The 14,436-nt window shown below is 47.9% G+C and carries 14 protein-coding genes and 1 riboswitch; of the genes, 8 read left to right on the top strand and 6 right to left on the bottom strand.

Translation table 11 applies throughout. The features are described from left to right. Positions 1-31: 31 nt before the first annotated feature. From KNQ07_RS11005 to KNQ07_RS10990, 4 genes are all read right to left on the bottom strand, one after another. The gene (locus KNQ07_RS11005) at positions 32-1,003 is read right to left on the bottom strand and encodes a cation diffusion facilitator family transporter (protein ID WP_214766649.1); all 972 of its coding nucleotides are present in this window, start codon (positions 1,001-1,003) and stop codon (positions 32-34) included. Between the two features lie 38 nt (positions 1,004-1,041). Then, on the bottom strand, positions 1,042-1,827 hold the full coding sequence (locus KNQ07_RS11000; RefSeq protein ID WP_214766647.1) for a glucose 1-dehydrogenase: 786 nt from the start codon (positions 1,825-1,827) through the stop codon (positions 1,042-1,044). 18 nt (positions 1,828-1,845) lie between these two features. Next, positions 1,846-2,697: a GRP family sugar transporter gene (locus tag KNQ07_RS10995; protein ID WP_214766746.1), complete on the bottom strand. Its 852-nt coding sequence runs from the start codon at positions 2,695-2,697 to the stop codon at positions 1,846-1,848. A gap of 136 nt (positions 2,698-2,833) precedes the next feature. Further along, entirely contained in the window at positions 2,834-4,462 is a 1,629-nt protein-coding gene (locus KNQ07_RS10990; RefSeq protein WP_214766645.1) for an ABC1 kinase family protein, read from the bottom strand. Between the two features lie 166 nt (positions 4,463-4,628). Here KNQ07_RS10990 and KNQ07_RS10985 point away from each other — a divergent pair, with 166 nt between their 5' ends. Together KNQ07_RS10985 and KNQ07_RS10980 are read left to right on the top strand one after the other, a co-directional pair. Further along, positions 4,629-5,240, top strand: coding sequence for a trimeric intracellular cation channel family protein (locus KNQ07_RS10985; protein ID WP_012369125.1), 612 nt, complete (start codon positions 4,629-4,631; stop codon positions 5,238-5,240). After that, positions 5,237-5,605: a DUF423 domain-containing protein gene (locus KNQ07_RS10980; protein WP_214766643.1), complete on the top strand. Its 369-nt coding sequence runs from the start codon at positions 5,237-5,239 to the stop codon at positions 5,603-5,605. The genes KNQ07_RS10985 and KNQ07_RS10980 overlap by 4 nt, the downstream gene beginning before the upstream one ends. A gap of 136 nt (positions 5,606-5,741) precedes the next feature. Here KNQ07_RS10980 and KNQ07_RS10975 read toward each other — a convergent pair whose 3' ends face one another. Both KNQ07_RS10975 and hemQ read right to left on the bottom strand, forming a co-directional pair. Continuing rightward, positions 5,742-5,879 carry a hypothetical protein gene (locus KNQ07_RS10975; RefSeq protein ID WP_200868745.1) on the bottom strand — a complete coding sequence of 46 codons (138 nt, stop codon included), beginning with the start codon at positions 5,877-5,879 and terminating at the stop codon, positions 5,742-5,744. 105 nt (positions 5,880-5,984) lie between these two features. After that, on the bottom strand, positions 5,985-6,761 hold the full coding sequence (gene hemQ / locus KNQ07_RS10970; protein WP_012369128.1) for a hydrogen peroxide-dependent heme synthase: 777 nt from the start codon (positions 6,759-6,761) through the stop codon (positions 5,985-5,987). A gap of 345 nt (positions 6,762-7,106) precedes the next feature. Here hemQ and pta point away from each other — a divergent pair, with 345 nt between their 5' ends. The 6 genes from pta to KNQ07_RS10940 all read left to right on the top strand — a co-directional run bounded on the left by pta (position 7,107) and on the right by KNQ07_RS10940 (position 14,325). Beyond that, positions 7,107-8,093 carry a phosphate acetyltransferase gene (pta, locus tag KNQ07_RS10965; RefSeq protein ID WP_131503249.1) on the top strand — a complete coding sequence of 329 codons (987 nt, stop codon included), beginning with the start codon at positions 7,107-7,109 and terminating at the stop codon, positions 8,091-8,093. 66 nt (positions 8,094-8,159) lie between these two features. Further along, positions 8,160-8,259, top strand: a riboswitch (purine riboswitch). Positions 8,260-8,333: 74 nt separating this feature from the next. Then, the gene (locus tag KNQ07_RS10960) at positions 8,334-8,918 is read left to right on the top strand and encodes a xanthine phosphoribosyltransferase (protein ID WP_012369130.1); all 585 of its coding nucleotides are present in this window, start codon (positions 8,334-8,336) and stop codon (positions 8,916-8,918) included. Next, positions 8,915-10,222 carry a nucleobase:cation symporter-2 family protein gene (locus KNQ07_RS10955; RefSeq protein ID WP_214766641.1) on the top strand — a complete coding sequence of 436 codons (1,308 nt, stop codon included), beginning with the start codon at positions 8,915-8,917 and terminating at the stop codon, positions 10,220-10,222. Before KNQ07_RS10960 ends, KNQ07_RS10955 begins: the two co-directional genes overlap by 4 nt. Before the next feature lie 223 nt (positions 10,223-10,445). Then, the gene (locus KNQ07_RS10950) at positions 10,446-11,822 is read left to right on the top strand and encodes an amino acid permease (protein ID WP_012369132.1); all 1,377 of its coding nucleotides are present in this window, start codon (positions 10,446-10,448) and stop codon (positions 11,820-11,822) included. 92 nt (positions 11,823-11,914) lie between these two features. Beyond that, entirely contained in the window at positions 11,915-12,214 is a 300-nt protein-coding gene (locus KNQ07_RS10945; RefSeq protein ID WP_214766639.1) for a rhodanese-like domain-containing protein, read from the top strand. Between the two features lie 131 nt (positions 12,215-12,345). Then, positions 12,346-14,325, top strand: coding sequence for a methyl-accepting chemotaxis protein (locus KNQ07_RS10940; RefSeq protein ID WP_214766637.1), 1,980 nt, complete (start codon positions 12,346-12,348; stop codon positions 14,323-14,325). Positions 14,326-14,436 lie beyond the last annotated feature (111 nt).

The following is a 14,436-nucleotide window of genomic DNA, read 5'->3' as shown; positions in this document are numbered from 1 at the left end:
AGATTGAATTTTGAGTCAGCTTCTTTGTGCATTACGGTTGTGTAGGCGGCTGATAATGTTGAATCTTATCATCTTCATCAAAGGAAATCGTCACATCCGTGATTCCTTTGAGAATCCGGATCTGTAGTTCAAGACGATCTTTAATATCATCTGCTTGAGCAATTGTCAGTCCGGGATCAACTTCGATCTCAATCTCGACGTGGAAATGATCCCCTTCTTTGATGACTTCAAGTTTTTCGATATCACGAACGTCCGGATCACGCATCAGGATTTCTCCGATTTTTGCAGTCAGTACTTCATCAATCTCACCAAGCGCACCGGCAGCATTTTGAATAAAGACATTATAGACGACATAGAACATCATCAAGCCGATCAAAATCGAAGCAATTCCTTCTGCCTGATAAAACGACGTATAATGCGAAATCAGGACGGCAATGATGGCGATGACACCACCGAGCGTCGCGACTAAATCTTCCATGAAGACGAGTCGTGTCGCCGGTTTTGCCTGCGATAAGTTGGCGAAGCTTTGACCGACCAGCGTCAGACCACGGGATTTTAATCCCGTCTCATGGGCAATTTCAATCATTGCTTTGTAGAACACACCGACTTCGAGCACAACACCGATTCCGAGTGCAGTCAGGATGATCCAAAGGCCGCTGGTTTTTTCACCCGGAGCATGCAGGATGTGCAGGACACCTTCACGGATGGTTTCGTAAGCAAGAATGGCAACCACAAGGATGGCGGCCAGTAAAACAAGGTTGACGAGTCGACCGAATCCATTCGGGAACCGCTTGGTCGGTGCTTTTTTACTTAATGCCGATCCGACATAAACAAAAAACTGGTTGGCTGCGTCACCGATTGTATGCATCATTTCTGCAAACATGGCGATATTTCCCGTCAAGATGTAAGCGACGAATTTGATAAGAGCGATAACCGTATTGACGATGGCAGCAGCGAGAGCCGATTTATTCCCACGCCTGAGCAGAGTAAAAAAGTTCGACATGAAGGTTCCTCCCTTTTAAGAGAAGCAGAAACGCGGGGTTACCCGCGTCCAGCTTGGAATGATGGATAAAGTGTCATGCCGCCGTCCGCAAACAAGGTAATCCCTGTCACGTAACTTGCTTCATCGGAAGCAAGCCATGCGGCGACTGCAGAAATTTCTTCCGGTTTTCCGATATTCCCCATCGGAATCATGCTTTCGACATCGGCACGTTGTTTCGGATCCTCGAACTTCTCGGCATTGATTGGTGTATTGATCGCGCCCGGTCCAATCGCATTGATACGAATGCCTTTTGGTGCGTATTCCATTGCAAGTGTTTGGGTCATCAGTTTGACGCCGCCTTTGCTCGCAGCATAGTGCACAAACGTCGGCCATGGAATGATTTCGTGTACGCTCGACATATTAATGATATTCCCTTTGACATTATGCTCAACGAAGTATTTAAGAGCTTCCCGGGCACCGAGGAAGGCACCGGTCAAGTTGACGTCGATAACCTTTTGCCAATCTTCAAGTGACATTTCATGAGAAGGTGACGGCATTTCGACGCCGGCATTATTGACGAAAACATCAAGCTGACCGAAGTGGTCGACCGCCTGTTTAACGAGATTGATCATGTCCTCTTCTTTCGAGACATCCCCTTGAACGGTAAGGGCTTCTCCGCCCGCTTGTTTGATGTCTTCTGCAATTTTCTTCGCTTCTTCCGGGTGGCTCCGGTAATTGATGACGACACGCATGCCTTCTTCCGCATAGCGGCGGATGATGGCTTCACCGATTCCCATTGATCCACCGGTGACGATTGCGACTTTACCTTTGAGACTGTTATACATAATATGAACTCCTCCTTATTATTGCTTCGTAAATCCAATCATGATGCCACCGACGACGACTAAAATACAGCCGATGATGACAAATGTCATTTCTTTTTTTGTTTTCGCTTCTTTTAACAAGACGACACCACCGATCGTCGAGATGACGACACCGGTTTGTGACAGCGAGAAGCTCGTTGCGACACCAACTTTGGCGGTAGCAAACAGCAGAGCAATGTTACCGACTGCCCACATGAGACCGCCGATCGTGTTGCCGGCTGTTTTTTTCGTGAACAGGTTTCCTTTACGTAAAGACAATAGAACGGCACTGATGACCATACCGATGGCTTGCGGCAAGACAGCTTCCCAGCCGTTGATGTTGAACCAGCGGGCGATGACGACATAGCCGACATAACCGACTGTCGAAACGAGAAGCAACAGTAAACCTTTTCCGATATTTTCATCCTGTTTGCTTTTATCTTCTTTATAAGAAGTGAAAGCGGCACCGGCCACGATTAAGACGAGTGCACTGATACCGAGGATCAAAGCAGTCCGGTTCGACCATTCACCAAAAGCAAGAACACCGAACAGAGACGTCCCGACGAGTTGCATCCCGGTTGAAATCGGCATCGTTTTCGAGACGCCCATCTGTTTAAAAGCTGCGAACTGATTCATTTGGCCAAGGGCCCAAAAAGCACCGGAGAAGAATCCGGCGACCCAGGCTGTCGTCGAAAGTTCAGGGCTGACGAAAAAGAACGTGATGATGGCGAACGCTAAAGCCCCAAGTGTCGTTCCGATAATTTGTTGTTCCGTCGAACCACCGATTTTGGAGACAACCAATGGAAGACTCCCCCACATCAAGGCAGGTACGAGCGCAATTAAGATATCAATCAAGTGTTTCACCTCTTTTAAATTTCTTTCTATCTACTTGAAGTTGTACCCCGGGAACAGATCCGAAAAACATAGAAGAACGAAAAAACATTATTTCAAAATAAAAAAACGCCCTCTCAAGAGGACGTTTCAGTCATTATTTAAACGGTTCGTCGGCAATCCGGACAATTTGCCGTCCGATGCGTCGACCGTTCCATAAAGCAACGACGGCAATGGCGAGCGAAATGCCCATCAAATCATAATGAGCGAGAAAATAGCCGGTGTAGCTGACCGGAAGGCTGACGATCCCGACGAGGGAGCTGGTCCATTGACGGATTTTCAGCGATTCCATGTTAGCGACGCGGGAAAACTTCTGTTGTTCAAACAGTCGCCACCGGGTCGGTTCGCTCAAGGCATCGTTGACGAGGCGGGGGAAGGCAAGCAGCCGTGCCCCGTAAGAACCGGCGATTTGCAAGTAGCGGTTCTGATTTTTTCCTTCTTCATCGAGCCATCTTCGGACCATCGGTTTAGCAAGTTCGAGCAAATTGATTTTAGGTGATAAGATTTGCAGAATTCCGAGAATCGTTGAGGCAGCCCGGCCGAAAAAGGCAAACTCTGCCGGGAGTTGGATCGGTTCGTTTCGAACCAGTAATTCAATATCGGATAATACTTTTTCAATCAACTTCGTATCAATGTTTTCCATGTCACTTTCAAGATAGAAGGTAACGGCTTTTTCAATCGCTTGCCGGATATTTTGTTTGTTGGCATTTGGCAGTAAAAAGCGCAAATCTTCTAGACCGTCGACGATGGCGTCGTAGTCGAGCGTCACGAACGACTGCAGAATTCGCTGGATCGCGCGCATGTCATCAGCCGTCGTCGCACCGATCATCCCGAAGTCGAGCAGGACGATCCGGCCGTCACTTTGGACAAGGACATTACCCGGATGGGGATCGGCATGGAATTTTCCGCCGAACAATAACTGTTCCCCGGCATTCAGGAACAGGTTCCGGGCCAGTTCATCACGGTCGATGTTATGTTCCGCTAAGTAATCAAGATCCGTGATGCGGGTTCCTTCAATCCATTCCATGACAAGGACGCGGTTCGTACAATGTTCTTCAAAGTAATCCGGAATATAAATGACCGGATTCGTTTCGTACATTTTTTTGAAGTAGAGACCGTTTTTTAATTCTGTCCGATAGTTCAGCTCATCTCCGATGACGAAGACCATTTGACGGTACAGACTCTGTAAATCGGTTGATTTATTGAGCGATGTCCGGCGGAGCATCGCAATGACGAGCCGCATCGCCCGGAAATCGGTTTTGATGATTTGTTCGATGTTCGGGCGCTGCACTTTAATCGCTACTTTGCGTCCATTGGATTTCAGGGTTGCGCTGTAGACTTCACCAATCGAGGCAGAAGCAATCGGTCGGGGGGAAATGTCATCGACGATATCTTCGATCGCTGTTCCCCAGTCCTCTTCGATGATTTTCCGGGATTCACCGAGTTTGCTTGACGGGACTTTATCGACAAGTTCCGTCAGCTCCATTAAAACGGATGGAGGAAACAGGTCGGCCCGAATCGACAGGAACTGACCGAGTTTAATGAGGAGTCCTTCGAGACGAAGTGCTTTTTTCTTATAGTCACGCGCAATCGTAATCATGATGCGCTCAAATTCTTCATTATTCGTACCGGGTCGGTTCTTCCGGGTGAATCGATAAATCGTCCAGATGTAACGAGCGAACATCGTTACGATGATGAAAATCCGATAAAGCGCCCAACGTTTCATACCTCCACCTACGCTTCCTGTACAGTTTGTTTCAGTATAGGTTACTTTACCTAAAAACGACACTTGCAAACGGTCGAATCGGTGACAGAAAAAATAAGCTTGCCGGAATCGAAAAAGAGCGTATAGTAAGTATTGGAATTTCTAATGGGAAAGGTGAAATGTGCGTATGTCCTGGGACTTGTTAAATATCATCGGCACGGTGGCGTTTGCGATGAGTGGCGCGATTGTCGCGATGGAAGAAAAGTATGATTTGTTTGGTGTTTGGCTGCTTGCTTTAATCACGGCCTTCGGCGGTGGTGCCATCCGCAACCTGTTGATTGGTGTCCCGGTTTCTGCGCTTTGGTCGCAAGGCGGATTGTTTTTAATCGCGATTTTGGTCGCGTTGCTGATCTTCATTTTACCGCAATTATTTTTACCGCACTGGACGCGGTGGGGGGTGCTCGCTGATGCACTCGGTTTATCCGCCTTTGCGATTCAAGGTGCGTTGATGGCTTCCGCTAAAGGCCTGCCGTTATCGGCAACGATCTCGGCAGCTGTTTTAACAGGAGTCGGTGGTGGCGTCATCCGCGATCTACTCGCCGGACGTAAACCGCTTGTCCTGCATAAAGAAATCTATGCGATGTGGGCCGTCATGGCGGCACTTGTGATTGACCGGTTCGAATTGACGAATCCACTCCATTTGTTCACATTACTCGGTCTGATCACAATTTTACGTATGCTATCCTATTATTATGAATGGAATTTACCAGCACGACGTTTAGGGGGAGATAAGGAATGAAAATTTTCATCATGATCGGAGCATTATCGATGATGCTCGCCGTGGCACTGGGAGCTTTCGGTGCGCATGCCTTAAAAGATATGTTATCAGAGCGGATGCTTGCGAACTGGCAGACGGGTGTCTTGTATCAAATGGTTCACTCGCTCGGAATTCTCGCACTCGGCGGGATGTTATTGAAAGTATCGATTTCTCAGTTCTCATTGGCCAGTTGGCTGATGCTTGCCGGAATCGTTTTCTTCTCAGGCAGCCTGTACGTGATGGCGCTGACGGGTGTGACGAAACTTGGGGCTGTGACGCCGATCGGTGGCGTCCTGTTCATCGCAGCCTGGATTTTTGTTGCAATCGGGGCTTATAAAGGGCTGTAAAGACAATAAGAATCTATCCGCTTCACGCGACTCGAGCAGAGAAACGTGAAACGGATAGATTTTTTTGTTCGCAAAAAAACCGGTAAACAGATTTTGATCTGTTTACCGGTACGATAGAGCGACAAAAGCAATAGCTTCAGCGCTTGGCAGGTTGTGTTTTATTTAACTTCGATAATGCTTGCTCATAGCGGTCCAGTACGCGTTCCGCGACTGGCTTTAGCTCTTTTGAAAGCACAGCGAATTGCAATTCACGCGATCGCGTTGATCGGTTCATAGCATTCCCCATGGTAATTCCTCCTTCAGGTACAAATCTGACAGTTTTTGTGGCCGCAAAGAGTATATTCCCGTAGGGTTTTCCTATGAAACGTGATTTAGCAGATTAAAGTGCGAAATGTGCTTCGAGATCTGTTGTTTCGAGGCGGTTCCCGATAAAGAACTCACCAAACTCACCGTATTTGGCACTGACTTCGTCAAAACGCATTTCATAAACGATTTTCTTGAACTGCAGAATATCATTGGCGAACAGCGTGACGCCCCATTCCCAGTCATCGAATCCGGTTGATCCACCGATGATTTGCTGAATCTTGCCGGCGTAGCTCCGACCGATCATTCCGTGACGGTACATGAGTTCTTTTCGTTTTTCCATCGAAAGCGTGTACCAGTTGTCGCCGTCGCGGCGTGACTTGCTCATCGGATAGAAGCAGATGTGCTTCGATTTCGGCAGAATCGGATAGAGACGGTCGCGGACGTACGGGTTTTCATACGGGTTACCTTCTCCTGAACCGCGGTATGTACCGAGTTCGACGACAGACACATAGGAATACGTCGGAATCAGATAGTCGTATAGATCAAGCTTCTGCATCTTCACTTCAACGTCCTGAATCTCTTCCATTGTCGGACGCAGAACCATCAGAACGAGATCCGCTTTTTGACCGATGATCGTATAGAGGGCATGACTGCCTTCTTTTTGATCTTCTACTTGTGCGAGTTCGCCCAAGAATGCCTGGAACTCCTGTACCATCTTCGTCCGGACGGAAGCATCGACCTGTTTCAGACGGGCCCAGTCAATCCGGCGGAAATCATGGAATGTATACCAGCCATCGAGTGTTTCGGCGGCTTGTTGCGTAACGGTTGGTTCGGATGATTGATGTTGCATATGAAAACCTCCTGAATCTGTAATGGTGAACGTGTTAATCCATGTTCAATCTTACCATATCTTTTTGGTTTCCCCGTAAGAAAACGGGTTCGTTTTTGGAGCGGACCCGACATACAAAAACGGAAAGGGGGGTATGAGGTAAAAGGGTGTGATAAAGAGGTTCTGTTTTTCCCTGTACTATATTAAAAAAGATACTGTAATAGTATTCAAAAAGTCAGGTATAAGAATAGAAAAAACACTTTTTTGCAAATTGTTTTAACAACGAAACAGAACTGTGTATAATGAACAATGGAATGGAACAACAACAAAAACCGACACTTATTCGCCACAAAAGGAGCTAATATCATGCAATTATTCGAAATGCTTGAGACAAAAGTCAAAGCCCACCAGCCGACGATCGTTTTCCCTGAAGGAATCGATGCACGTGTTCTCGGTGCAGCTGTACGTTTGAAAAAAGACGGTTTAGTTACACCGATCGTCATCGGACCACGTGGTCAAATCGAAGAGACAGCTTCAGCAAACAACATTGATGTTGCAGATCTTGAAACGATTGATCCGGCTTCATATGAAGGAATCGAAGAACTCGTTGCTTCATTCGTTGAGCGTCGTAAAGGAAAAGCAACGGAAGAACAAGCCCGCGCCCTCATCCTGAAAGACGTCAACACGTTTGGTACGATGCTCGTCCACACAGGAAAAGCAGAAGGTCTAGTTTCCGGTGCGATGCACGCAACAGGTGATACGGTTCGTCCGGCACTTCAAATCATCAAAATGCAAGAAGGCTATAAAAAGACATCAGGTGTCTTCATCATGGTTCGTGACGACGAGCAGTATGTGTTCGCCGACTGTGCAATCAACATCGCACCGGACGCTAACGATTTAGCTGAAAATGCAATCGCGTCTGCGAAAACGGCAAAAACATTCGGAATCGATCCGAAAGTTGCGTTGCTCAGCTTCTCGACAAAAGGTTCAGCGAAATCACCGGAAACAGAGCGCGTTGTCGAAGCAACACGTTTGGCAAAAGAACGTGCACCTGAACTCTCAATCGACGGTGAATTACAATTTGACGCAGCATTCGTCCCGAGTGTCGCAAAATCAAAAGCGCCGGAATCAGATGTTGCCGGTCAAGCAAACGTCTTTATTTTCCCAAGCCTTGAGTCTGGAAACATCGGCTATAAGATTGCCCAGCGTCTTGGCGGTTTTGAAGCAATCGGACCAATTCTGCAAGGACTCAACAAACCGGTCAACGATTTGTCGCGCGGATGTAACGAAGAAGACGTCTACAAACTGGCGATCATTACAGCGGCACAAGCTGTCGAAGAACGCCAAGCGTAATCCATTTTCGAAAAAGACTTTACTTTTTCAGTGAACTCCGTAAAATGGAACACATAACGCATCAACGAATAAACGTATAGCAACGCTCGTATAATAGTGGGGATTGGCCCACGAGTCTCTACCGGATCGCCGTAACGATCCGACTACGGGTGGTGAGTTACTGCTCTCTTTTTAGCGTACAGTGGCTGCCCCCGGGTAGCGACTGTACGTTTTTTTTCGTTCGAAAAGGAGAAATCAGTTATGAAACGTTTGGAAGAAATGATTAAACAAGAAGGATTAGTCTTATCGGATCAAGTATTAAAAGTCGATTCCTTTTTAAACCACCAGGTCGATCCGACCTTGATGTGGGAAATTGCCTATGAATTTATGGACCGGTTCAAAGATGCCGGTATTACGCGGATCTTGACGATTGAAGCAGGTGGCATCGCACCGGCGATGATGACCGCGCTTCGTCTTGGTGTCCCGATGGTCTATGCCCGGAAAACGAAGTCGTTAACGTTAAACGAAGGAACGATTTCAGCAGAAGTCTATTCGTTTACGAAACAACAGACGAGTACGATTACGGTCGCAGAACAATATTTACAGGCCGGAGAACGCGTCCTGATCATCGATGACTTCCTCGCAAACGGGGAAGCGGCGTTCGGATTAGCAAAACTCGTCGAACAGGCCGGAGCAGAAGTCGCAGGCTTCGGTATCGTCATTGAAAAATCATTCCAACCGGGACGTCAGAAATTGCTGGATGCCGGATTCCGTGTTGAATCGCTTGCCCGTATTAAAAAGCTCGAAGCAGGAGAGGCGACATTCGTCGACCCGGTGACAGTATGAAGACGTTATCGAACGTCAAAGCGGCGAGTCTAGGTCTGCAACATGTACTCGCGATGTACACGGGAGCCGCGATTGTTCCGCTGATTGTCGGCAGTGCAATCGGGTTATCCGGTGAAGAACTGGCGTATCTCGTTGCGATTGATTTATTTATGTGTGGAGTAGCGACATTGTTGCAAGTGTTCGTGACGAAATATACCGGTGTTGGTTTACCGGTCGTCCTCGGCTGTACATTTACAGCTGTCGGTCCGATGATTGCGATTGGCAGTTTGCAGGGCATCACGGCCATTTACGGTGCGTTGATTGCCAGCGGTTTAATTATCTTCGTGATTTCCGGTTGGTTCAGCCGGATTGCGATTTTGTTTCCGCCGGTCGTGCTCGGTTCTGTCGTGACGATCATCGGCATTTCGTTAATTCCGGCGGCGATTAATGATATCGGCGGCGGACAAGGCGCGAAGGATTTTGGTGATATGCGGTACTTGGCACTTGCCGGACTGACGATTGTCCTGATTTTAGTCTTTAACCGTTACGGAACGGTTTTTTCAAAAGCGGCAGCTGTGCTGATTGCCGTCCTGATCGGAACGCTCGTTGCATTCGGAATGGGAATGATTGATTTCAGCCCGGTCGCTGAAGCATCCTGGTTCCAAATGGTGACACCATTTTATTTTGGTGTCCCGACCTTTAATGCTACAGCCATTCTGACGATGACGCTGGTCGGACTCGTTTCGATGGTCGAATCAACAGGCGTCTTCTTGACGCTCGGAGAAATCACCGACAAAAAACTGACGGATAAAGATTTAGCCCGTGGGTACCGGGCGGAAGGAGCCGCAACGATCATCGGCGGAGTCTTCAATAGTTTCCCATATACGACGTACAGTCAAAACGTCGGTCTTGTCCAGTTGACGGGTGTCAAAACACGGAAAGTCATCGTCTTTGCCGGATTCTTTTTGATCGTGCTCGGTTTCTTGCCGAAAGTCGCAACCTTTACGACACTGATTCCGAAACCGGTTCTCGGCGGAGCGATGCTCGTGATGTTCGGAACGGTCGCAGCGAGCGGAATCCGGATTTTATCCCGTGTTGATTTTGCTAAAAACGATAATGTGATCACGGTCGCGCTTGCACTTGGTGTCGGACTCGGCATCAGCATGAATCCGGCGATTGTCGCGTCACTTCCGGATCAGGTCCGTGTCCTGACAGACAGTCCGATTGTCGCAGGATCGGTAACAGCCCTGCTGTTAAACGGGTTGTTCCGTTTGACGGAAAAGAAGACAGCGATGAGAAAAACACCTTTGGCAAAGGTTGAATAAGATTTGTAACCCTTATGAAAGGAGCAGTCATGTATACTATTCGGTATAGGTGGTTGCTCCTTTTATGTACCGTTACATAAATCAGAATATTTCGAGTATGTGGGATTCGGAGAAAATATCTCTTGAAAACGTTTACAAAACGGACACAATTTCTTTATACTGACAACGTAGCGGTTAGGGGAACTGCTAAGAAACAAACAGAGACGGGAAGGACGTCGTACAGATGAAACAACAGACAGAACTGAATCGGGGATTAGAAGAACGTCACATTACACTGATGTCGCTGGGGGCGGCGATCGGTGTCGGACTGTTCCTCGGATCCGCAAAAGCGATTCAATTAGCTGGACCAGGAATACTGATCGGGTACTTAATCGGTGGTCTCATTATCTTCATTATCATGCGGGCTCTTGGGGAACTCGCAGTCCGTGAACCGGTATCAGGCAGCTTTGCCGAGTATGCCCGAAAATATGTCAGCCCGCTTGCCGGTTTCTTGACAGGGTGGAATTATTGGTTGCTCTGGATTTTCACATGTATGGCCGAAATTACGGCCGTCGGGATTTATATGCAGGAATGGTTCCCGAATTCACCCACTTGGATGTGGGCGCTTGGTGCACTGATTTTGATGACGAGCATCAACTTCATTGCCGTTAAGTTTTACGGGGAATTCGAATTCTGGTTTGCATTAATCAAAATCGTTGCCATCGTCGCAATGATCATTCTTGGAACGCTGACGATTGTCATCGGATTCGGGAACGGCGGTACGCCGGTCGGGATTTCAAATCTTTGGTCACATGGCGGATTCCTGCCGAACGGGTTCGGCGGTGTTCTACTTGCGATGCAAATGGTCATGTTTGCCTTCTTAGGGATTGAAGTGATTGGGGTCACAGCAGGTGAAGCAAAAAATCCGAAGAAAACAATCCGTAAAGCGGTCAACAATGTTTTCTTACGAATTTTAGTCTTCTACATCGGTGCTCTGTTCGTCATTCTTTCGATTTATCCATGGGATCAAGTCGGACAGAATAACAGCAGTCCATTCGTCTTATTATTTGATTCACTAGGCATTCCGGCAGCTGCCGGAATCATTAACTTTGTGGTCTTGACGGCGGCTTTATCGTCATGTAACTCAGGGATTTTCTCAACAGCCCGGATGATGATGAACTTGTCACAAAATCAGGAAGCGCCGAAACGTTTTGCGAAGATTTCTAAAAACGGTGTGCCGGCACTTGCGACGATCCTTTCTGGCGTTGCCCTGCTGGTTGGTGTCGCACTCAACTACTTCTTGCCGGACGATGTCTTTGCAATCGTCACAAGTATTGCGACATTCGGAGCCGTCTGGACATGGGCGATGATTTTGATTGCTCAGATGCGGGCACGTAAAGTGCACGGATCAGCTGAATTCGGAGTTCCGTTCTTCCCGATTGCGAACTATCTTGCGTTAGCCGCACTCGTGGGTGTCATCGTCCTGATGGCATTTGATGCCGGAACACGGATTGCACTGATTGTCGGACCGCTCTGGTACGTGATTTTGATTGCTGTGTATTATGCACGGGGAATGCATAAACAAAAGCGTCAACCACTGGATCGGGCATCCGGAGAATAAGAACTGGAGATCAGCTTCGGCTGGTCTCTTTTGTTCTGTTTCGACGTCAGTTTTGCTACACTGGACAAAGATGAAATAAGAGGAGGATTATTATGAAAACGATTCATGTCGATGAACTGCAAGAAAAGCTTGAAGCGGGTGAAGCATTACACGTCGTAGATGTCCGGGAACAGGACGAATACGATGCCGGTCATATTCCGAATGTCCGCTTTATGCCGATGTCTGAAATCGGAGAAAGGTATACCGAGTTGCAGGAAGGCGAAACGTACTATCTAATTTGTAAAGCAGGCGGCCGGAGCGAAAACGTCGGACGGTTCCTCGAACAGTACGGCTATGACGTCATCAACGTCGAAGGCGGGATGATGAACTGGAAAGGCGATCAAGAAGCGTGATTGCTGAAAAATTGGAAGCGGATTCCTAAACGGATCTGCTTCTTTTTTTTGATTTTCTGTGAAAAAGTATACATTTTAACCGATAAAGAAACTAGAACGGCGAGTACGTAGCTCGAGAATGGGAGTTGGATATGGAACAGAAGAAAAAACGCACGTTGAGTATTAAACAAAAGTTGATCCTGACATCGATGCTCTTATTATTGATTCCTTCTTTATTGATCGGTTTTGTTTCTTACAGCCAGTCCAAACAAAAAATCATGAATGAAATTTTACAGTCGGCTCATGCCGGTGTCGATCGGATGAATGATGAAATCATGAATATCATCGATCCGATGCGACGGGATGTCGCCTTTTTTGCGGACCGGATTGACGGGACGTTGTATCAATCAGGCAAACAGAATCTCGACTTAAAAGAAAAAATGACCGAATACTTAGATACGCATCCGCAAGCCGCTAATATTTATTATGCGACGACATCCGGCGAGATGACGATTTATCCGGAGCAGTCGATGCCGGATGATTATGATCCGCGTGAGCGTCCATGGTACAAAGCAGCCGAAGACGCCAGTGGAAAAGTCGTCATCACGGATCCATACGTTGACGCTGCATCGGGCAAGATGATGGTGACGCTCTCGCAAACAGGTGGAAACGGACGTGGTGTCATCGCAATCGACGTCGATGTCGACCGGATTGCCGACATCGCCAAGAAAATCAAAATCGGGAAAGAAGGATATGTCACGATTTTAGATTCAAAGAAAAATTTCGTCACTCATCCGACGTTAAAACCGGGTGAAACAGCAACTGGCAACTGGGTCGGACCTCTTTATGCCGGGAAAGAAGGACGCTTCTCTTACTTATTTGAAGATGAAGACAAACAGATGGACTTCATGACGAACGGTCTGACCGGCTGGAAAGTCGCCGGTACGTTGTACGACCGTGAAATCACGGACGAAACAGCCAGTATTTTATGGACGACATTAGGTGTCATTGCCGGTACGTTTCTCCTGGCTGGACTCCTGCTGTTCTTTATCCTGCGTTCGATCATCAGCCCGCTGAACCGCTTGACGAAAAGTGCGGAGCGGATTCAGGAAGGTGACTTAACGGAAGAAGTCGTCGTCGAATCGAACGACGAAATCGGAAAAGTCGCGGAAAGCTTTAACACGATGATTCTGTCACTGCGCGGGATCATCTCAAATCTTGATCAATCAATCGGTCAGGTCGCGGCTTCTTCCGAGGAACTGATGGCGAATGCCGCACAAACGACGGCAGCTTCGGAACAAATTGCCGGCTCGATTCAGGAAATGGCGGCCGGAGCCGGTCAATCGAAACGCCAGCTCGACGGGAATGCGGTTTCGCTGCAAGCCATCACATCGGGTGTCATGCGGATTGCCGAGAGCTCGACGAATGTGTCGGAACTATCACGGGCGACCGCTTCAGAAGCAGAAGACGGAACGGCCGCGGTCACAAAAAACGTCGAACAGATGAAAGCAATCGATTCATCGGTCGAGAACTTTGGTGAGGTCATCCAGTCGCTGGCCCATCGTTCGAACGAAATCGGGAAAATTGTTGATGTCATCAACGGCATTGCGACCCAGACGAATTTACTGGCCTTAAATGCGGCGATTGAAGCGGCACGGGCGGGTGAGAACGGAAAAGGGTTTGCCGTCGTTGCCAGTGAGGTGCGGAAGCTTGCGGAACAGTCGCAGGAATCGACGAAACAAATCTCCCATCTGATTCAAAACATCAAACAGGAAACGGAACGTTCGGTCTTCCTGATGAAAGAAGTTTCGCATCATACGAAAGCGGGACTCGAAACGACGGAAGATTCAGCCGTTCGTTTCAAACAAATCATGTTGCGGACGCAAGAAATGACACCGCGGATCGAAGATGTCACGGCAACGGTCGAAGAGATTGCTGCCAACGTCCAGGAAGTCTCGGCATCCGCAACGGAAATCGCTCATATCGCAGATGAAAATTCTGCAGCATCCGAGCGCGTCGCAGCGACGACGGAAGAACAGCTTGGCTCGATGGAAGATATTTCACAATCGGCTAAAACCTTGTCTGATATGGCGGAAGAATTGCAAGTCCTCGTATCACGATTCAAAATATGATTTTAAAAACGACCGTCCTCTTTGAACTGCTCCCCGTCAAGTAGACAGGCGAAATAATAAAAATCTTTTAAACGGCTTGAGCTCTGAATTCCAGCGGACTCAAGCCGTTTA

This window comes from Exiguobacterium sp. s145 (genome assembly GCF_018618835.1).
GTDB lineage: Bacteria > Bacillota > Bacilli > Exiguobacteriales > Exiguobacteriaceae > Exiguobacterium_A > Exiguobacterium_A artemiae.
This window is presented reverse-complemented; position numbering and strand designations above follow the sequence as displayed.